Annotated in this window: 19 protein-coding genes; 15 read left to right on the top strand and 4 right to left on the bottom strand. The window is 40.5% G+C overall.

The annotated features are described in order from the left end of the window. Nucleotides 1-5: 5 nt before the first annotated feature. The 4 genes from fdxA to paaZ form a co-directional block, all read right to left on the bottom strand. Complete coding sequence (fdxA, locus tag RMB03_RS07800; protein WP_003650851.1) at nucleotides 6-329, bottom strand: ferredoxin FdxA; 324 nt, start codon at nucleotides 327-329, stop codon at nucleotides 6-8. A gap of 343 nt (nucleotides 330-672) precedes the next feature. Further along, a complete protein-coding gene (locus RMB03_RS07795; protein WP_311075151.1) occupies nucleotides 673-1,203 on the bottom strand; it encodes a GNAT family N-acetyltransferase in 531 nt (176 codons plus the stop codon). A 61-nt stretch (nucleotides 1,204-1,264) separates the two neighbouring features. Then, nucleotides 1,265-3,904 (bottom strand): DNA mismatch repair protein MutS, encoded by a 2,640-nt coding sequence (mutS, locus tag RMB03_RS07790; protein WP_003650856.1) that lies wholly within the window; start codon nucleotides 3,902-3,904, stop codon nucleotides 1,265-1,267. Nucleotides 3,905-4,374: 470 nt separating this feature from the next. Then, nucleotides 4,375-6,477, bottom strand: a complete 2,103-nt coding sequence (gene paaZ / locus RMB03_RS07785; RefSeq protein WP_311075147.1) for a phenylacetic acid degradation bifunctional protein PaaZ — start codon at nucleotides 6,475-6,477, stop codon at nucleotides 4,375-4,377. A 264-nt stretch (nucleotides 6,478-6,741) separates the two neighbouring features. Here paaZ and paaA point away from each other — a divergent pair, with 264 nt between their 5' ends. From paaA to RMB03_RS07710, 15 genes are all read left to right on the top strand, one after another. After that, a complete protein-coding gene (paaA, locus tag RMB03_RS07780) occupies nucleotides 6,742-7,680 on the top strand; it encodes a 1,2-phenylacetyl-CoA epoxidase subunit PaaA (protein WP_017389019.1) in 939 nt (312 codons plus the stop codon). A 32-nt stretch (nucleotides 7,681-7,712) separates the two neighbouring features. After that, nucleotides 7,713-8,003 (top strand): 1,2-phenylacetyl-CoA epoxidase subunit PaaB, encoded by a 291-nt coding sequence (paaB, locus tag RMB03_RS07775; RefSeq protein WP_004642197.1) that lies wholly within the window; start codon nucleotides 7,713-7,715, stop codon nucleotides 8,001-8,003. Nucleotides 8,004-8,014: 11 nt separating this feature from the next. Then, nucleotides 8,015-8,770, top strand: coding sequence for a 1,2-phenylacetyl-CoA epoxidase subunit PaaC (gene paaC, locus RMB03_RS07770; protein ID WP_311075144.1), 756 nt, complete (start codon nucleotides 8,015-8,017; stop codon nucleotides 8,768-8,770). Between the two features lie 16 nt (nucleotides 8,771-8,786). Next, a complete protein-coding gene (gene paaD / locus RMB03_RS07765; protein WP_005041603.1) occupies nucleotides 8,787-9,287 on the top strand; it encodes a 1,2-phenylacetyl-CoA epoxidase subunit PaaD in 501 nt (166 codons plus the stop codon). Between the two features lie 23 nt (nucleotides 9,288-9,310). Then, a complete protein-coding gene (gene paaE, locus RMB03_RS07760) occupies nucleotides 9,311-10,372 on the top strand; it encodes a 1,2-phenylacetyl-CoA epoxidase subunit PaaE (protein ID WP_311075141.1) in 1,062 nt (353 codons plus the stop codon). A gap of 9 nt (nucleotides 10,373-10,381) precedes the next feature. Next, nucleotides 10,382-11,155, top strand: coding sequence for an enoyl-CoA hydratase-related protein (locus tag RMB03_RS07755; protein ID WP_311075139.1), 774 nt, complete (start codon nucleotides 10,382-10,384; stop codon nucleotides 11,153-11,155). Further along, nucleotides 11,155-11,946, top strand: coding sequence for a 2-(1,2-epoxy-1,2-dihydrophenyl)acetyl-CoA isomerase PaaG (paaG, locus tag RMB03_RS07750; protein WP_311075137.1), 792 nt, complete (start codon nucleotides 11,155-11,157; stop codon nucleotides 11,944-11,946). The genes RMB03_RS07755 and paaG overlap by 1 nt, the downstream gene beginning before the upstream one ends. A 2-nt stretch (nucleotides 11,947-11,948) precedes the next feature. Beyond that, nucleotides 11,949-13,487, top strand: coding sequence for a 3-hydroxyacyl-CoA dehydrogenase (locus RMB03_RS07745; protein ID WP_311075135.1), 1,539 nt, complete (start codon nucleotides 11,949-11,951; stop codon nucleotides 13,485-13,487). A 12-nt stretch (nucleotides 13,488-13,499) separates the two neighbouring features. Beyond that, nucleotides 13,500-14,708 carry a 3-oxoadipyl-CoA thiolase gene (gene pcaF, locus RMB03_RS07740; protein WP_000390396.1) on the top strand — a complete coding sequence of 403 codons (1,209 nt, stop codon included), beginning with the start codon at nucleotides 13,500-13,502 and terminating at the stop codon, nucleotides 14,706-14,708. A 40-nt stretch (nucleotides 14,709-14,748) separates the two neighbouring features. Next, on the top strand, nucleotides 14,749-16,038 hold the full coding sequence (paaK, locus tag RMB03_RS07735) for a phenylacetate--CoA ligase PaaK (protein WP_017390397.1): 1,290 nt from the start codon (nucleotides 14,749-14,751) through the stop codon (nucleotides 16,036-16,038). A 53-nt stretch (nucleotides 16,039-16,091) separates the two neighbouring features. After that, on the top strand, nucleotides 16,092-17,057 hold the full coding sequence (paaX, locus tag RMB03_RS07730; RefSeq protein WP_000062822.1) for a phenylacetic acid degradation operon negative regulatory protein PaaX: 966 nt from the start codon (nucleotides 16,092-16,094) through the stop codon (nucleotides 17,055-17,057). Continuing rightward, nucleotides 17,044-17,649 carry a DapH/DapD/GlmU-related protein gene (locus RMB03_RS07725; protein WP_311075131.1) on the top strand — a complete coding sequence of 202 codons (606 nt, stop codon included), beginning with the start codon at nucleotides 17,044-17,046 and terminating at the stop codon, nucleotides 17,647-17,649. The genes paaX and RMB03_RS07725 overlap by 14 nt, the downstream gene beginning before the upstream one ends. 77 nt (nucleotides 17,650-17,726) lie before the next feature. After that, complete coding sequence (locus RMB03_RS07720; protein WP_311075129.1) at nucleotides 17,727-18,110, top strand: PaaI family thioesterase; 384 nt, start codon at nucleotides 17,727-17,729, stop codon at nucleotides 18,108-18,110. A gap of 161 nt (nucleotides 18,111-18,271) precedes the next feature. Then, nucleotides 18,272-18,532: a hypothetical protein gene (locus RMB03_RS07715; protein ID WP_311075128.1), complete on the top strand. Its 261-nt coding sequence runs from the start codon at nucleotides 18,272-18,274 to the stop codon at nucleotides 18,530-18,532. 24 nt (nucleotides 18,533-18,556) lie between these two features. Further along, entirely contained in the window at nucleotides 18,557-18,889 is a 333-nt protein-coding gene (locus RMB03_RS07710; protein WP_311075126.1) for a hypothetical protein, read from the top strand. Nucleotides 18,890-18,945 lie beyond the last annotated feature (56 nt).

Here is an 18,945-nt window from a genome sequence, read left to right as displayed (position 1 = left end):
TGAAATTACTTTTCAAGATATTGTAATTTATCAGGTTTGCCGTTCCATTCTTCACGGTCAGCCGGTTGATCACCAATTTGAGTAATGTTAGGCCATTTTTGAGAAAGGTCAGCATTGAGCTCAATAAACACTTCTTGACCTTCTGGTAACTCATCTTCAGAGAAAATTGCATTTGCCGGGCACTCTGGTTCACATAATGCACAGTCAATACATTCATCCGGATTGATCACTAGGAAATTCGGACCTTCGTAAAAACAGTCTACAGGACAAACTTCTACGCAATCTTGGTATTTACATTTAATACAATTTTCAGTGACAACAAAGGTCATGGCGACAGCTACCTAAAAAATATGGTTTCATTTCGAATAGCTTATTTTAGGCAAAAAAGGGGTAAACAAACAATTGCTTTTATTGATATTCTTTATTCATGCATATGAAGATAAGTTAATACGTTGATAATCAAACGGATCTTCCGCCCTTAAGATATGTTAGTCTATAAAATTAAAATAATAATATATTTTATAAAACAATTACTTAAAAAATATTTACTTTAAATATTTAGATGTCATTTAAGTCAAGCCATCAATTTTATTAAATGCCTTAATTTCTCATTTTTCTTTTACAAATTTTGATTTTCTGCTTTTTTTTTGAAAAACACTTAAATCTGTAGAACTAAAGGGTACAGAGCAAATGGATATCTTCAGGTTCGAGCTGCCAAAGTTGTTGATCTGGAGCACTTAGAGGTTGTGCGCCATGCTTGATATAGAAATCTACAGTGCGCCGACTTGGGGTCGCCGAAATATACAGTTGTTTTGCACTGAGTTGGTTGGCGGACTCTTTTGCGGCTTGCATAAGTTTGGCACCAATGCCTTTACCTTGTTGGTCTGCATCGACATAGAAATAGTGGAGTAATTTCGCGTGAGGGTAATCCGCTATAAGTTGATTTGAGACTACGCTCACACCAACCAGTTTTTCAGAAGCATCAAATGCACCGATGAATAAAGCACCTTGCTCATAAAGTTGTTTTAGTTTGGGTGGGTCATTTTCTAAGTGATATGGGTCCCAATGTTGGACATCAAAAAAACAATCAACCAATTCTAAGTGTTGTTGATTTTGAATATACATTTGAGTGATTAATTCACGGCGGCTAATCTGCTGCCAAATAAGATCAATTTCTGAACTTTGCAAAGATCTTAAAATCATATAAATATTATTCTCCGAGATGAATAAGCAGACCTAAGCCTGCTTATTCAGACGTGATTTATTAGGATTTAAGTGCAGCTTTTAACTCGTAGAGCTGCTCAAGCGCCTGACGAGGTGATAAGTTATCGACTTCAATTTGTTTAAGTAAATCTAGAGCAGGGGATGAAACCTCTATTTCGACAACTTTCTCTATGATTTGTGAACCAGCGTTCGCATCTGGTGGCGCAAACAAATCATTTTGAAAGCTTGTTTGTAGATGTTGCTGCTGCTGTTTCTCTAAAATACGTAAACGTTTTTGAGCTTCTTTAATCACATTGGCAGGAATACCCGCTAATTTTGCGACCTGTAAACCATGACTTTGACTTGCAGGACCTTGCTGAACTTTATGCAATAAAATCAGGTTACCGTTCAGCTCTTGTGCCGTGACATGGTAGTTATCAATTCCTGCTTCACCACCAAGTTCAGTCAACTCGAAATAATGCGTGGCAAATAGACATAAACATTTGACGCGTTTGGTTAAATCAACCACGCATGCCCATGCTAAAGACAAGCCATCATAGGTACTGGTTCCGCGGCCAACTTCATCCATCAAAACAAGCGATTGATTAGTCGCATGATGCAGAATTTGAGAGGTTTCTGTCATTTCAACCATAAAGGTCGATTTGCCTGTAGATAAATCGTCGGCTGAACCAATACGAGTGAAAATACGATCGATTGGACCGAGTTTGGCTGCTTTGGCTGGAATATAACTGCCGCAGTAAGCCAATAAACTAATTAATGCCGTTTGACGCATGAATGTTGATTTACCGCCCATGTTTGGGCCGGTAATGATTGCCATGCGATGTTGACTATCAAGAAAAGTATCATTTGGTGTAAATGGTGCTTTATTTAATGCTTCAACTACAGGGTGACGGCCTGCCTGAATTTTAATGCCCGTTTCTGGGGTAAATTCAGGACGCGCCCAATTGTTTAAGCGTGCTTGATGAGCAAAGTTAGCAACCACATCAATTTGAGCAATTGCTGAACTCATCATTTGGAGATGAGCAATATTTTCACGAAGGTTTTCAAGTAAAGCTTCGAATAATGCTTTTTCACGTGCTAATGCACGCGACTCACTCGACAGGACTTTATCTTCAAAACTTTTTAGCTCAGGCGTAATGTAGCGTTCAGCATTTTTTAAAGTCTGGCGACGAATATAGTCAGCTGGAGCTTGCTCTGCTTGAGCACGAGTGAGTTCGATGTAGTAACCACTTACACGGTTATAACCGATTTTAAGTGTGTTAATGCCAGTACGTTCACGCTCTTTAATTTCTAAATCAATGAGGAATTGACCTGCGTGATCGCGAATTTGGCGTAATTCATCGAGATCAGCATCATAGCCTTCTGCAATTACATTGCCATCACGAAGTAATACAGGTGGGTTTTCAACAATGGCTGCCATCAAATGTTGATGAAGCGCTTTAAAATCACCAAGTTCTTGATCAAGTTGAACTAATAGTTTGGATTTTTTCGCTTGAATGACTGGAGTTAATGCCGTTCTTAATGCTGGAATTTGTGCACATGCATGACGAAGTTGCACTAAATCGCGTGGTCGCGCACTGCCCAGTGCAACACGACTAAGCACACGCTCAATATCACCAATTTCTTTAAGGACTAAACGAACTGGGCTTTCATGATATCCCTGAATTAATTGCTCAATGGCATCTAAACGAGCATCGAGTAATGCGGTATCACGAACAGGTTGCATGAGTGTGCGGCTTAATAAACGGCCACCCATTGCAGTTTGGCAATCATTCACCAGTTGGAATAATGACGTGCCGTGTTCAAATAATGGTTCAATAATTTCTAAGTTACGACGTGTGATTGGGTCAAGCGCAATAAAGTCTGTGCTTTGTTCAAGTTGAATTGAACGAATATGCGGTAATGCAGTTTTTTGTGTTTCTTTTGCATAGTGAATGAGTGCAGCGGCAGCAGCTTTGGCTAAAGGCAATGGGTCTAAACCAAAACCTGAAAGCGTTGATACCGTAAACTGATCACATAAGGTTTTTTGTGCATTATTTTGATTGAAGTCTACATTCGGGCGTTTGGTAACGGGACAATCTAAGTGTTTTTTAATTTGTTCGATAATATTCGTGTCGACCAAGTCTTCATCAATCAAAATTTCACTTGGCATTAAACGTGCAAGTTCGATAGGCAATTGTTCTGGCTTGTAATCTTGTTGTTGAACTTTAAAAATGCCTGCACTTAAGTCGAGTAAAGCAAAACCAATCTGATTTTGATGGATGCATAAAGAGACTAGGTTAGATGATTGATAACTGCTGAGTAATGCATCATCAGTTAACGTACCTGGAGTAAGAATACGAACAACTTTACGATCAACCGGACCTTTACCTGTCACTTCTCCAACTTGTTCGCAAATGGCTACAGTGCGCCCAGCTTTGACAAGACGTGCAAGATAACCTTCTGCCGCGTGATAGGGAACACCCGCCATTGGAATAGGTCGCCCACTCGCTTTACCACGATGGGTTAAGGTGATGCCTAAAAGTTTGGCTGCTAAATGAGCATCTTCAAAGAAGAGCTCATAAAAGTCACCCATACGGTAAAACAGCAACGCATGTTGATAGTCCGTTTTGACTTTGAGATATTGCTGCATCATAGGTGTATGAGAAGATAAGTCAGCCATGATTTCAGCGCTATTCATGCGTATTAAACCCTTAAAAAATCAATAATAAATAAGTTAACTTTGAAAGTCTGGTTATCGAACCAATTCTAACAACTTCTGTGTAAATCTGACTTAATCTAAGAAAAAAGTATACCTTTGTAGTGTACCTTTTTTAGTGTCAATATTGAGTTAACAGTGTGTGAGAACTTAACTTAATTTTTCACGGTTGCTATCTTAACAAATTGAGGCTGATTGACAAAAAGGATTCCTAAAATGAGTAAGAAAATAAATAGCTAATTAAGAGTGTTGAATATAAATATTTTTTAATTATTAATTTTGATTAGGATGTTTTTTATATCTAAATATTTCATATTGTGTCTAATAATGCAGGAATACAAGCGCCAGCCACATATAGTTTTTTGACGCTTATTCCTTATTGTGTACGTTCAGCTTCTATTTAAGATAAAAAACTGATGGATAAATTGAATATCCATCAGTTTGAGTTCTATTTATAAATCACGAGCAACTAAAGTTAAAATGTCGTAGGTTGCGACAAGTTCACCACGCTGGTTTTTGACTTTAATATCCCATACCACAACCCCATGAGCAGGCTGAGACGGGTCTTTTTGTGGCTTAGGCGTTTTTTGTTTACAGGTTAATTCAACCTGAATAGAGTCACCGATTTTAACTGGTTCAACAAAGCGTAAGTTGTCCATACCGTAATTAGCGATAACAGGGCCTTGTGCTGCATCTACAAACAAACCTGCTGCGGCAGAAACAATAAAGTAGCCGTGCGCAACGCGTTCACCAAAGAAAGACTCGGCAGCTGCAATTTTGTCGGTATGTGCATAGAAGTAATCACCACTTAAACCAGCAAAATTGACAATATCTGCTTCACTTACGGTGCGACGCGCCGTTAGTAAACGTTCACCAATCACTAACTCATCAAAAGATTTTTTAAATGGATGTACACGGTCTTCGTTGACCTTAGAACCAGCAGTCCACGAGTGGGTAATTTGTGTCAAGCTATTTGGAGAACCCTGAATTGCGGTGCGCTGCATATAGTGTTTAACAGCACGAATACCACCTAACTCTTCACCTCCACCTGCACGACCAGGTCCGCCGTGTACAAGATGAGGCAGTGGAGAACCATGTCCTGTACTTTCTTTTGCTGACTCTGTATCGAGTACATGCACACGTCCATGCCAAGGCGCAATTTTTTGAATAATCTGTTCGATATTTTCATCATTATTTTTAACAACTGAAGCCACTAAGCTACCTTCACCACGTGAAACGAGATCGGCAAGTTCCTCAATGTTTTGATATGGCATGAGTGTACATACTGGACCGAAAGCTTCTGTCGTATGAATATGTGTCGCTTGCAAAGGCTGTTCGCAGAGCAATAACGTCGGAGCGAAAAAAGCACCTTTTTCAGGATGATCTGCATTAAATGTAAAGCTATCGTTGCCACCAAAAACAATTTTTGCATCTTTGCTGAGTTCAGCAACTTTTTCTGCAACGTCATGTTTTTGTTTAATGCTCGCTAAAGCACCCATTGTAGTTTCTTCTTTTTGAGGGTCACCTACCACAACTTTAGCAAGTTTGGCAGTTAGCTTTTCTTGCACAGTCGCTAACAAATTTTCAGGAACGAAAGCACGACGAATCGCAGTACATTTTTGGCCTGCTTTTGTCGTCATTTCACGGAAGACTTCACGCACAAACAAATCAATCGTTTCTTTATTTGCTTGAGGACTTAAAATTGCGCTGTTTACTGAGTCAGCTTCCATACTAAATGGAATTGAATATTTATTGAGGTGAGGGTGGTTGCGTAGTTTTTGGCCTGTGTAGGCAGAACCTGTAAATGTGACGCAGTCTTGTGGGCCTAGATGCTCTAACAGGTCATAAGTCTGACCGCAAATCAATTGTAGCGAGCCTTTTGGTAACACATGTGCTTCTTCAATGGCTTTTACAACAGCTTGTGTTAATTGAGAACCATCGGTTGCAGGTTTAACAATACAAGGCACGCCAGCAAGTAGAGTTGGTGCAATCTTTTCAAGCATTCCCCAAATTGGGAAGTTAAAAGCGTTAATGTGAACGGCAACGCCCGCTTTAGGGCTTAAAATGTGTTTAGCGCCGAAAGTGCCATTTTTAGATAATTGAATCCAGCTATCTTCAGTAATAATTTTTTCGTCATTGAGTTCACGACGAACCAGACTCGAATAAGCAAATAAGGTCTGGATACCACCTTCAATATCAATCCATGCATCTTTACGAGTTGCACCTGTTGCATAAGCAAGTTTGTAGAACTCTTCCTTGCGTTCAAGTAAATATTGGGCAATTTGTTTTAATGCATTTGCACGTTGGTGAAACGTCCAGTTTGCCAGTTCTGAACCATTTTGTTTGGCATATTGAACAACACGTTTCATATCAATGCCATGACTACTTACAGCATAAATCGATTCACCTGTAATGGCATGGTAAACAGGACGTAGTTCTTCGCCCGTCGAATGCCATGTTCCATAGACATAAGAAGCAAGGTGAGGTAGTTGATGCTCAGACTGCTGAAAATCTGTGTCAGTTGTGGTTCCTTCTAGGTGTGCTTGTTCAAGCATGACCAAACTCCTTTTTATGTGATACATCAATTATAAAAATTGCAAAAATATGATTCATAATTTCAGATTAATTTGTCTAAAAGTCAACTTTATTTTGATTTTTAAAAGTAAAAAAGTTTTTTACATTTGATTAATATTTATTTATTTCAATTGTTTAATGTGATTTTGGTGGGTAGATTTAATTTGATACTAAAAAAGTGATTGACTTTGTTTTTAGTGTATCGAAAAATAGATTTAAGGGTGATGCCTACAGGGAATGAAAGAATGGAAAACAACTACCAGAAATTTGAACAAAATATTGCCAATGACATTACGATCGAGGCTAAGGATGAAATGCCCGATGCCTATCGCAAAACATTGATTCGTCAAATCGGGCAACATGGCCATTCTGAAATTGTAGGTATGTTGCCTGAAGGGAACTGGATTACTCGTGCGCCAACTTTAAAACGTAAAGCGGTTTTGTTGGCGAAAGTACAAGATGAAGCTGGGCATGGTTTATATCTGTACAGCGCGGCAGAAACTTTGGGTGCTGACCGTGATGACATGATGGAAAAATTGATTAATGGGAAAATGAAATACTCATCAATCTTTAACTATCCAACTTTGACTTGGGCAGATGTCGCTGCGATTGGCTGGCTTGTCGATGGGGCAGCGATTGTAAATCAGGTTGCACTTTGCCGTACTTCATATGGGCCATATGCACGTGCAATGGTACGTATTTGTAAAGAAGAAAGTTTCCACCAACGTCAAGGTTTTGAAGCGATGATGGCTTTGGCAAACGGTACACCAGAACAAAAACAAATGGCACAAGATGCGGTAAATCGTTATTGGTGGCCTGCACTCATGATGTTTGGCCCAAGTGATGAGCATTCTCCAAATAGCGCACAAAGTCTGGCGTGGAAAGTCAAACGCTTTGGTAATGATGAGTTACGTCAAAAGTTTGTCGATAACACCGTACCGCAAGTGTTGCAGCTTGGCTTGGAAGTACCAGATCCAGATTTAAAACTTAATGAAGAAACAGGTCACTACGAGTTTGGCGAGATCGACTGGCACGAATTTAATGAAGTGATTGCTGGACGTGGACCATGTAATCACGAGCGTATCGAAGCACGCCGTAAAGCATGGGAAAACGGCAAATGGGTTCGTGATGCAGCAGTGGTCTATGCGAAAAAGCAACAGCTTGAAGCGAACAAAGTGGCTTAACAAGATTTATGGAAAAATTTGAGGAAATCAAAATGGAAGATAAAAACAACTGGTCGCTCTACGAAGTATTTGTCCGTAGCAAACAAGGCTTAAGCCACCGTCATGTAGGTAGCTTAAGAGCACCAGATGATGAAATCGCACTTCAACATGCACGCGATGTTTATACACGTCGTAATGAAGGAATTAGCATTTGGGTGATTCGTTCTGAACTCATTAAGTCTTCACAGCCAGATGAAAAAGCTGAATTTTTCGATCCTGCTCTAGATAAGGTTTATCGTCATCCGACTTTTTACCATATTCCAGATGGCATTGAGCATATGTAAGGGGTTGGAAAATGAATCATTCAGTTTTATCTAAATTCTTATTACATATTGGCGATAGTCAACTGGTTTTGTCTCAGCGTTTGGCTGAATGGTGCGGACATGCACCTGAGCTTGAAGTTGATATCGCTTTAGCAAATATCGGTTTGGACTTATTAGGTCAGGCAAGAAACTTTCTGACTTTGGCAGGCCAATATGATGAAAACCAACGTGATGAAGATCAACTTGCGTATTTCCGTACAGAACGTGAGTTTCTAAACTTATTGTTATGCGAACAACCCAATGGTGATTTTGCACAAACGATTGTACGCCAGTGGTTGATGGATCATTACCATCTTCATTTATTTACTGCTTTAACCCAAAGCTCACTTCCAGAACTAAGTGCGCTTGCCGTGAAGTCTTTAAAAGAAGTGAAGTATCACATCCGTTTTTCGACAAGCTGGATGGAGCGGTTAAGTCTAAGCACAGATGAAGCGCACCAACGTGTGCAAGATGGGTTAAATAATTTATGGCGTTTTACCGCTGAGTTATTTGAACTTAATGCAGACGAACAAGCATTAGTCGCTCAAGGCGTGATTCCAGATTTTTCAAATGAAAAAGAACAATGGGACAAAACCATTGCAGATGAGCTTAAGCGCTTTGAATTAACAGTTGCTGTTGACGGTGCTTATCGCCGCGGTGCGAAACAAGGATTGCATACTGAGCATTTAGGTTATTTGTTGGCTGAAATGCAAAGTATTCAAAGAACTTATCCAGGAATGACCTGGTAAGACAAGGAGGTGAGCCATGCACATGATTCGTCATTGCATCGACCAATGTTGGGATGTTCTACAAACGGTAAGTGACCCAGAAATTCCGGTTTTATCTGTTGTGGATTTAGGCATGATTCGCGGTGTAGACATTAACGATCAACAAGAAATTGTAGTTCGTCTAACGCCAACATATAGCGGTTGCCCAGCAACAGATATGTTGAAAGCACAAATTGTTGAGGCATTTACCGCAGAAGCGTTGACCCCAGTCAAAGTGATGGTCGATTTATCAGAAGCATGGACCACGGACTGGATGTCTGAGGCGGGTAAAAAGAAATTGCAAGTTTATGGCATTGCGCCACCTGAGGGGTTGGCACATCAATGTGGTACGCATGTTCATTTGATTGATGGTGTCGAGTGTCCACGTTGCAAAAGCCGACATACCCGACTGTTAACAGAGTTTAGTTCTACCGCCTGTAAAGCACTTTATAAATGTCAGGACTGTCTTGAGCCTTTTGATTACTTCAAATGTATTTAAGTCTTTAGATAAGGAAATCAGCCATGAGCCAATTTGTACCATTAAAAGTAAAAAGTATTACGCCTCAAACCGATCAGGCAATTTGTATTGCATTTGACGTTGTAGCGGAACAACAAGAACAATTTCAATTTCAACCGGGTCAACATTTAACAATTCGCCATTTAACAGACGCTGGTGAAATCCGCCGTTGTTATTCAATTTGTAGCTATGCAGGTAAAGAAGACATCAGTATTGCGGTTAAAAAAATTGATCAGGGTCAATTTTCAAACTGGGCAAATGACCATTTGAAAGTAGGCGATGTGCTAGAAGTAATGCCACCACAAGGCGTGTTTTTTCAAAAAGCAGCCAAGGTTGGCGGACAAAACTTTTTAGGCGTTGCTGCGGGCAGTGGTATTACCCCAATTTTATCGATTGTTAAGCAAGTTCTATTTGAACAGCATGAAGCTAAATTTACGTTGCTTTATGGCAATCGCTCATGGAAACAAACCATGTTTGCCGAGCAAATTATGGATTTGAAAGATCAGTTTAAAGAGCGTTTTCAACTCATCAATATTTTTTCTCGTGAGTTCAACGACAGTGAACTAATGAATGGTCGCATTGATGCAGAAAAGCTAAAACAGCTTTTTGATTTTGATGTACTTGAAACAAGTTTTGACCATGTTTTTGCCTGTGGTCCAGACGAAATGATGAATGCTGTAGAAAGCACGTTACCAAATTATGGGATTGCAGCAGATAAAATTCACACTGAACGTTTCCATACAGGGCAAGCTCGTAAACGTAGCGCTGAAGCTGATGCAAACCGCAAAGAAGAAAAAGTAAACATCATTTTAGATGGTCGTGAGCTGATTGTTTCTGTGGCTCAGGATGATGAAAGTATTCTTGATGCGGCTTTACGTGCTGGTGCTGATTTACCGTATGCCTGTAAAGGTGGGGTGTGTGCGACCTGTCGTTGTAAAGTTGTTTCTGGTGAAGTCGATATGTTTCTTAACTACAGCCTTGAAAAAGATGAAGTCGAAAGAGGCTATGTGCTCAGTTGCCAGACCTTACCAAAAGGCCCAAATGTTCGTTTGAGTTTTGATGAATAGAGGCCTCTCATGCAAGAGTTGATTAAAGCCAGCACAGCAACTGACGGTGTTTTGTTATTAACACTAAACCGTCCAGAAAAAAGAAATGCTTTAAACAATGCAACATTGCAATGTTTATGCGAATTACTCGAAGAAGCTGAGCACAATGCTCAAGTCAAAGCGGTGGTTTTAACGGGTAACGCTCAATGTTTTGCGGCTGGAGCAGATCTTAGCGAATTAGCTGCAATGGACGCCGTGTCTTTGCAACTCGATATTCGCCCGAAGCTTTGGCAAAAAATTGACGCATTTAGTAAGCCGCTCATTACCGCAGTCAATGGCTATGCCTTAGGTGCTGGGTTTGAGTTGGTTTTGCATTCAGATATGGTCGTTTGCGGTGAAAATGCCCGTTTTGCACTACCTGAAATTGGCCTTGGAATGTTGCCGGGTGCAGGTGGAACACAGCGTTTAGCGCGCTTGGTAGGGCAACAACTCACCATGCGCTGGGCCATGACAGGTGAGATGATTTCGGCAAAACAGGCAGAGCAACACGGCATTTGCAGTCAAGTGGTGCCGACTGAATTAACTGTTGAATATGCGGTTCAACTTGCAGCCAAAATTGCCAAACAAGCGCCTTTAGCGATTCGTGTAATTAAACAATCAATTAAAAGTATTCATGAAACGACTTTAAGTCAGGGACTCAAGTTTGAACGTCAAAACTTTGTCTGGCTGGCGGCTACAAAAGATCGAAACGAAGGGATTAATGCTTTCTTTGAGAAAAGAAAGCCAGTGTTTAGAGGTGAGTGATGGACTATCAAAATATTATTGCTGAAGAAAAAAATGGTGTTGGCTACTTAACATTTAACCGCCCAAAAGCACTGAATAGCTTCAACGTTGATATGCACCGTGAAGTGGCTGAGGTTTTAAACCAGTGGACCAAAAATCCAGATGTTCGCTGTGTTGTGATTAGTGGCGAAGGCCGTGGCTTTTGTGCAGGGCAAGATTTAGGCGACCGTGTAGTTGACCCAAATGTTGAAGCTCCAGATTTAGGATATTCCATTGAAACTTACTATAACCCGCTCATTAAAACGATTGTAAATATGCCAAAGCCTGTGATTTGCGCCGTAAATGGTGTAGCAGCAGGTGCAGGAGCAAATATTGCACTGGCATGTGATTTGGTGATTGCAGCCAAATCGGCAAATTTTGTACAAGCATTTTGCCGCTTAGGTTTGGTTCCAGACTCTGCGGGTACATGGTTTTTACCACGTGCTGTAGGCCATGCGCGTGCGATGGGTTTGACCTTATTAGGCGACAAGCTACCTGCAGAAACCGCAAAAGAATGGGGCATGATTTGGGATGTCGTTGAAGACGCTGAGCTTAAAACAAAAGTCACTGAACTGGCTGAACGTTTAGCGAAACAGCCTACTTTTGGTTTATCTCTCATTAAAAAAGCAATTCATCAGTCAAGCAACAACACCTTTGATGAGCAAGTGCTATTAGAGCGTGACTTACAACGCATTGCTGGTCGTTCAGAAGATTATCGTGAAGGTGTACAAGCCTTTATGAATAAACGTGAACCAAATTTTAAAGGGCGCTAAGCATGACAGATTTAGACTTATCTCGGGCCCGAATTGCCGTCATTGGTTCTGGCACCATGGGCATCGGCATTGTCCAGTTAGCCATCGTCAATGGACACTCGACCGTTTTATATGATCTGGACGCTCAAAAAGCGCAACAAGCCGTTCACGGCTTAGGGCAGACATTTAAAAAGCTGGTTGAAAAGAGCAAGCTCACACAACAGCAAGCTGATGAAGCCTTAGCGCGTTTAACTGTGGTCAATCAAGTTGAAGCGCTGCGTGATACTGACTTGGTCATTGAAGCGGTCGTTGAGAAAAAAGAAGTTAAACAGTCTTTATTTAAACAACTCGCTGAAATTTGTAGTGCGCAAACTATTTTTGCAAGTAACACATCTTCAATTTCAGTGACTGCAATTTCGGCTGGTATTGCTCACCCTGAGCGCGTGGTGGGTTTACACTTTTTTAACCCTGCGCCAGTCATGAAACTGGTTGAAATTGTACAAGGCTTAAAAACCTCAAACAGCTTATGTTTGGCTTTAAAAAACTTGATGCTCGGCTGGAAAAAAATTCCAGTACTCACCAAGTCGACTCCCGGTTTTATTGTTAACCGAATTGCACGTCCATTTTATGCAGAAGGTTTTAGAGCACTGCAAGAACAAGTTACCAGCTACGACCAGCTAGACTATGCTTTAAAGCAATGCGGCGGTTTTGCGATGGGGCCATGTGAACTTACCGACCTCATTGGGCAAGATGTTAACTTTTCGGTGACGCAAAGCGTTTATCAAGAGTTCTTTTACGAGCCACGCTATCGTCCAAGCCTTATTCAAAAAGAATTGGTCGATGCAGGTGCTTGGGGCCGTAAGTCAAAACAGGGCTTTTATAGTTATAACGAAAAAAATCAGTACGAGACATTTCAACCTCAAGCTGTGGTCGCCAAACCAGTTGATGCCCATATTCAGCTAAAAGGGACTTGGTCTCAGCTACCTGCTTTTCTAACGCGTTTGGGTTTAAAAAGCGGATCTGCGAGCGACGACAATATTCTTCAAATTGATGATATCGACTTACGTTTAAGCCAAGGTGAGTCAGCCAATATTCATTACCTAAGCCGTAAAGTGGTTTTGATGGATTGGCATCATGATTTTGAGCAGGCGGAGGCTGTGGTACTCAGCCATAACGAGCTCTGTGAAGCAAGTGATCTGGCTAAAATTGAAGCTTACTTTGCGCAATTTGGCATGAGCGTCATGTGGATTAAGGACCATCCAGCACTGTTAACCTTACGCACCATCGCTTTACTCATTAATGAAGCATGCGAAGCAAGTTTACATGGTGTTGCGAGTCTGGAAGATATTGATAATGCCATGAAATATGGAGTGAATTATCCTAAAGGTCCTTACCAGTGGTTGACACAAATGGGCGGTGCTTATGTGCTCCAAACTTTAAATAACTTATATGCACTGTATGGAGAGGAAAAATATCGCGCGAGTATCTACCTCAAACAATATGTAGCGAAAACTCAAAACATTGCTACTCAATATTCACGTGATATGACCGAATTTGCATAATCAGGAGTCAATATGGAAGACGTTTTAATTTGCGATTTTATTCGTACCCCAATTGGACGATATGCAGGTGCCCTAAGTGCTGTACGTGCAGATGATTTAGCTGCATTGCCCATCAAATATTTAAAAGATAAACACCCGAACTTGCCGTGGAATACGGTAGACGAAGTGTTTTTAGGATGTGCTAACCAAGCAGGTGAAGACAACCGTAACGTTGCACGTATGGCAACACTCTTGGCAGGCTTACCTGATACTGTACCAGCCATGACCGTCAATCGCTTGTGTGCTTCAGGCTTAGATGCGGTAGGGCTTGCAGCACGCTCAATTAAAGCAGGTGAAGCACAGTTCGTTTTGGCAGGTGGTGTTGAGTCAATGAGCCGTGCACCATTTGTACAAGCTAAACCGACCGAAGCGTTTAGCCGTACACCTGAAATTTATGACACGACCATTGGCTGGCGTTTTGTAAATAAACAACTTAAAGCACAATATGGCACCGACAGCATGCCTGAAACTGCCGAAAATGTAGCTGAAAAATATCAGATTAGTCGTGAAGACCAAGATGCGTTTGCATTGCGTAGTCAACAAAAAACGGCTGCGGCACAACAAAACGGTTTCTTTAACGACGAGATTTTGCCAGTCGAGATTGTAGACCGTAAGAAAAACGTGGTTGTGGTGAACCGCGATGAACATCCGCGTGAAACGACACTTGAAGCGCTCGCAAAACTAAAAGCGCCGTTTAAGAAAGAAGGCGGTTCGGTGACTGCCGGAAATGCCTCTGGTGTAAATGATGGTGCCGCGTGTGTGTTAATTACTAACCGTGAATTTGCAGATACACATGGTTTAAAACCCTTAGCACGAGTAATTGGCATTGCAAGTGCAGGGGTTGAACCCAAATATATGGGTATAGGTCCTGTTCCGGCTGTGCAAAAAATTTTAAAGCAAACAGGTTTAACGCTAGATCAGATGGATGTGATTGAGCTGAATGAAGCATTCGCAGCCCAATCTTTGGCTTGTATGCGTGAACTTGGTTTAAAAGATGACGATGAACGCGTTAACCCAAATGGCGGTGCGATTGCATTAGGGCATCCGTTAGGTATGAGTGGTACTCGTTTGGTGATTACTGCAACACGTGAGCTAAAAAAAAGAGGTGGACGCTATGCACTTTGCACGATGTGTGTAGGTGTGGGACAAGGCGTCGCACTGATTTTGGAAAACTTAAATTAATTCAGACGGTTTTTAAAAATACATAATGAGGAGAGAGGCGATGGACAGCCTTACAACGGATAATGTTGAACAATTAACACTTGCAGAGCTTAGAGAGCTGCAAACTAAACGGTTAAAACAAACCCTGACTTTTGTATATGAAAATAGTCCGGTCTATAAGAAAAAGTTCGATGAAGCAGGTGTACATCCTGACGACTTCGTGACTTTAGACGATTTGGCAAAGTTTCCATTTACAACCAAACAGGATTTAAGAGACAACTATCCGTTTGGAATGTTTGCCGTACCGCAAGAGCAAATTGTGCGTTTACATGCATCATCAGGCACAACGGGTAAACCGACCGTAGTGGGTTACACCCAAAAAGATATTAATACTTGGTCAGACATTGTTGCGCGTTGCTTACGCATGGCAGGTTTAAGTGCCAAAGATATGATTCAGGTTGCTTACGGCTATGGACTCTTTACAGGTGGTCTAGGCGCACATTATGGCGCTGAGCGCTTAGGTGCAACGGTTATTCCAATGTCTGGCGGACAAACTGAAAAGCAAGTTCAGCTCATTCAAGACTTTAAACCTACTGCAATTATGGTTACGCCATCGTATTGCGTCAGCATTATTGAAAAGCTGGAACAACAATTTGGTACTGCACGTAATACGTCTTTAAAAGTCGGTATTTTTGGTGCTGAACCATGGACCAATGAACTTCGCCGTGAAATCGAAGAACGCCTCAATATTAAAGCACTCGATATTTATGGTTTGTCTGAGGTGATGGGGCCGGGCGTTGCCATGCAGTGCTTAGGTGAGGGCGAGGGATTAACCATTTGGGAAGATCATTTCTACCCAGAAATTATTAACCCTGAAACGGGTGAAGTCTGTAAAGATGGTGAACTTGGTGAGTTAGTCTTTACGACCATTACCAAAGAAGGCTTACCGATTATTCGTTACCGTACCCGTGATTTGACCCGTTTACTGGCGGGTGAAAATCTGGCGATGCGTAAAATGGATAAAATTGTGGGCCGAAGTGACGACATGCTTATTATTCGCGGCGTGAATGTTTTCCCGACTCAGATTGAAGAGCAAATTTTGCAAGTTCCGCATTTAGTTCCAAATTATGAAATTTTGGTGACTAAAAAAGGACATATGGATACTTTGCATATTCGTACAGAGATGTGTCATAACTGTACTATACAGGCCAATCAACTTGCTCAGGAGTTGATGAAACGTATTAAAACCATGATTGGGATTAGCGTTACTGTAGAAGTTGTTACAGAAGCGACCTTACCTCGTTCGGAAGGTAAGGCAAAGCGGGTAATCGATATGCGTCAGATTGCTTAACATCAAGATCATTCAGGGTATAGAATCTATACCCTGAAACTAAACGCCAAGACATGAGTATGAGTGCAAAAATACAGCAAATAATTGATTCTGTTGTAAAGAATGAGACCTTAAGTGGAACTTCGCTTATTTCGACAATTTTTGGAGATTCTGTACTTCATCGGGGTGGAAACATTAGTCTTGCAAGCCTGATTCAGTTATTAGAGCTATTTGGTTTTAATGACCGTGCTGTAAGAACCTCTGTTTTTCGTTTAGTTAAAAATGATTGGTTATGTTCAGACAAAATCGGCAGAACCAGTTTTTATCGTATTACCGATTCAAGCCGTTCGACCTATTTGCAAGCCGAGCAACGCATTTATAATGACCAGATGAAAGAGTGGGATCATTATTGGGATCTTATTCTGATGTCTAGCCTCGACACTGAAAATAAAGCGTTGCTAAAGAAAGAACTCGAATGGTTAGGATTTGCCAATATTTCGACAAACTTAATGGCTTATCCGGGTTGTAACCGTATTGAACTGCAACGCTTGTTAGTTGACTTAAATATGAGTGAGCAAGTGGTGGTGTTTAAAGCCGAAACATTGCAGCTCTTTAATAATTCGGTCGATACCATTGGTCGTATGCTCAGAACCAACTGGCCCATCGATGAATTACGTCAAAGATACCTACAGTTTCTCGATATTTTTAGAGAAATTGGCGTCTTGCTTATGCAAGAAAACGAACAACTCGAACCAGTTCAGGCCTTTCAAATTCGAACTTTGCTGATTCATTATTATCGACGGATTTTATTGAAAGACCCTGCATTACCGCTTGAGTTATTGCCTACAGACTGGCCTGCGATTAGTGCACGAACTTTATCAATGAATATTTATAAAAAAGTATTTGAACCTGCGGATGAATACTTCTTGTCTGTTGCCGCAACAGCAGAAGGGCCAATGCCAAATGCTACAGCACATTATTGGCGCCGTTTCGGAGGTTTGGTGGCGACAAATGAGAGGTTAAATCATGCCTTGTTATAGTATTGACGGTGTTATTCCAGTGGTCAGCCCAGAGGCTTTTGTACACCCAACTGCTGTTTTAATTGGTGATGTGATTATTGAAGCGGGTGTATATGTCGGGCCATTTGCCTCATTACGTGCCGATTTTGGTCGTATTCATATTAAGCAAAATGCCAATATACAAGATAACTGCACCGTACATGGTTTTCCGCAAAGCGTGACTTTAGTGGAGGAAATGGGACACATTGGGCATGGCACAACTTTACATGGTTGCCGCATTGGTAAAAATGTTTTGGTGGGCATGAATAGCGTAATTTTGGACTATGCAGAAATTGGTGAAAACACCATTATTGGTGCAAATAGTTTGGTTAAAACCAAAGACATTATTCCGGCAAATGTATTGGCAATGGGCAGTCCTGCCAAGGTTGCACGTGAGTTATCAGAACAAGAAAAAAAGTGGAAAACCAGAGGCACGCAAGAATACATTGAGCTTGCACAGCGCTGCTTAAATTCAATGCAAGAAGTTCAGCCTTTAGCCTCAGAGTTGGATGACCGCCTGACCTATAAGGACTTTAGTTCTTCAAACTATCAGATTAAACAAGATAGTGTTTAACGGCTTTTAATCAGTCGATTTCAATACACATGAGTTCATAACACTTAAGGAATACTCGCACGAGTAGGGAGACGTTTGTGCAAAAAAATGAAACCACTGCGGTTGATCAATTCGCAGAGCTATTGGGTGTACAAGTGCTGCATCGCAGTTTTGATGAAGCACGTTGTCAGCTTAATGTGAAAGACGAACACATGAATGCATTGGGCGGCGTGCATGGTGGCGTGATATTTTCTTTAGCCGATATTGCTTTTGCGATGGCTTGTAATGCAGGGGATGCGCCATATACAGGCCTACAGGCTGATATTCGCTATATGAGCGGTGCGAAAGATAGGGTGTTATTTGCAACGGCAACCAAGGTCGGAAGTAGTAAAAAATTCGCACATTATGAAGTGTTGATAACAGACGGTTTGAATAATAGAGTCGCTTTATTTACATCTACGTGTTACAGACTTGCGCCGTAAGATGTGGTCGTTTTTGAGCAGAGTGGTTGAGTTTGTTTATGCTCATTTTTACTTATTACGAGTAAATAAATTAATTTTCAGAATTTTTAACATATTCAAAAAAATAATTTGAAGTTGTGCTATTTTCATAATTATTCACCATAATCTAAGGAGTATTAATCTTGAATTATTGGAAATTTTTAGTTGCAGTTTTAGCAACTGTATTAAGCGCAACTTTTTTTTCTTTACTTGATACTATAATTTTTAGATCAGTAAATTTTATAGCACCCGAAAAAATTGCTCTTTTAGTGACTGAAGCTACCGCAATAACTTTGACGATTCTTGGTTATAAGACACTATTTAAAGAGCAACTAAAAAAAGTATGTCGAGAAAATTTTCTTTACTATAGACTTAATTTTAATATTTTTTTTATTAAAATTTAAGTGCTTAAATAAGGATTTGAGCAAATGATTAGAAATTTTAATATACCACTTTTGGTCGAAGTTGGACTTTTAATTCCAACAGGTTTCACGATTATTGTCAAAATGATGAGTCTATCCCCAATGGTAGCTTGGATTTTAATGGTTTTATTTAATACGACAGTTTTATGTATTAAATATTTTCGTGGAGTTAATTCTGAAATAGTTAAAGCTACTTGCTCAGTAGGTATATCAATAATTCTATTAAATAACTTATCATTTAATCAAAATATTTTAGATGCTTTTGCATTAATATTTCAAATTATATTTAGTGCTTTAACGATCAAAAATCTTATTGAGAACTATCAAATTTATAAATAGTATAAATTATTGCAAATTAGATTTTATTTTGAATGGACTCAAATTGATTTGGAATC

This window comes from Acinetobacter sp. V91_7 (assembly GCF_031799075.1).
In the GTDB taxonomy this organism is placed as follows: domain Bacteria; phylum Pseudomonadota; class Gammaproteobacteria; order Pseudomonadales; family Moraxellaceae; genus Acinetobacter; species Acinetobacter calcoaceticus.
This window is presented reverse-complemented; position numbering and strand designations above follow the sequence as displayed.

Coding starts and splice junctions, on each gene's coding strand:
- RMB03_RS07755 (WP_311075139.1), top strand. CDS start 10,382: ATGCAAGAGTTGATTAAAGCCAGCACAGCAACTGACGGTGTTTTGTTA.
- paaC (WP_311075144.1), top strand. CDS start 8,015: ATGAATCATTCAGTTTTATCTAAATTCTTATTACATATTGGCGATAGT.
- paaG (WP_311075137.1), top strand. CDS start 11,155: ATGGACTATCAAAATATTATTGCTGAAGAAAAAAATGGTGTTGGCTAC.
- paaX (WP_000062822.1), top strand. CDS start 16,092: ATGAGTATGAGTGCAAAAATACAGCAAATAATTGATTCTGTTGTAAAG.
- RMB03_RS07725 (WP_311075131.1), top strand. CDS start 17,044: ATGCCTTGTTATAGTATTGACGGTGTTATTCCAGTGGTCAGCCCAGAG.
- mutS (WP_003650856.1), bottom strand. CDS start 3,904: ATGAATAGCGCTGAAATCATGGCTGACTTATCTTCTCATACACCTATG.
- paaZ (WP_311075147.1), bottom strand. CDS start 6,477: ATGCTTGAACAAGCACACCTAGAAGGAACCACAACTGACACAGATTTT.
- RMB03_RS07710 (WP_311075126.1), top strand. CDS start 18,557: ATGATTAGAAATTTTAATATACCACTTTTGGTCGAAGTTGGACTTTTA.
- paaD (WP_005041603.1), top strand. CDS start 8,787: ATGCACATGATTCGTCATTGCATCGACCAATGTTGGGATGTTCTACAA.
- RMB03_RS07745 (WP_311075135.1), top strand. CDS start 11,949: ATGACAGATTTAGACTTATCTCGGGCCCGAATTGCCGTCATTGGTTCT.
- paaB (WP_004642197.1), top strand. CDS start 7,713: ATGGAAGATAAAAACAACTGGTCGCTCTACGAAGTATTTGTCCGTAGC.
- RMB03_RS07795 (WP_311075151.1), bottom strand. CDS start 1,203: ATGATTTTAAGATCTTTGCAAAGTTCAGAAATTGATCTTATTTGGCAG.
- paaA (WP_017389019.1), top strand. CDS start 6,742: ATGGAAAACAACTACCAGAAATTTGAACAAAATATTGCCAATGACATT.
- fdxA (WP_003650851.1), bottom strand. CDS start 329: ATGACCTTTGTTGTCACTGAAAATTGTATTAAATGTAAATACCAAGAT.
- paaK (WP_017390397.1), top strand. CDS start 14,749: ATGGACAGCCTTACAACGGATAATGTTGAACAATTAACACTTGCAGAG.
- paaE (WP_311075141.1), top strand. CDS start 9,311: ATGAGCCAATTTGTACCATTAAAAGTAAAAAGTATTACGCCTCAAACC.
- pcaF (WP_000390396.1), top strand. CDS start 13,500: ATGGAAGACGTTTTAATTTGCGATTTTATTCGTACCCCAATTGGACGA.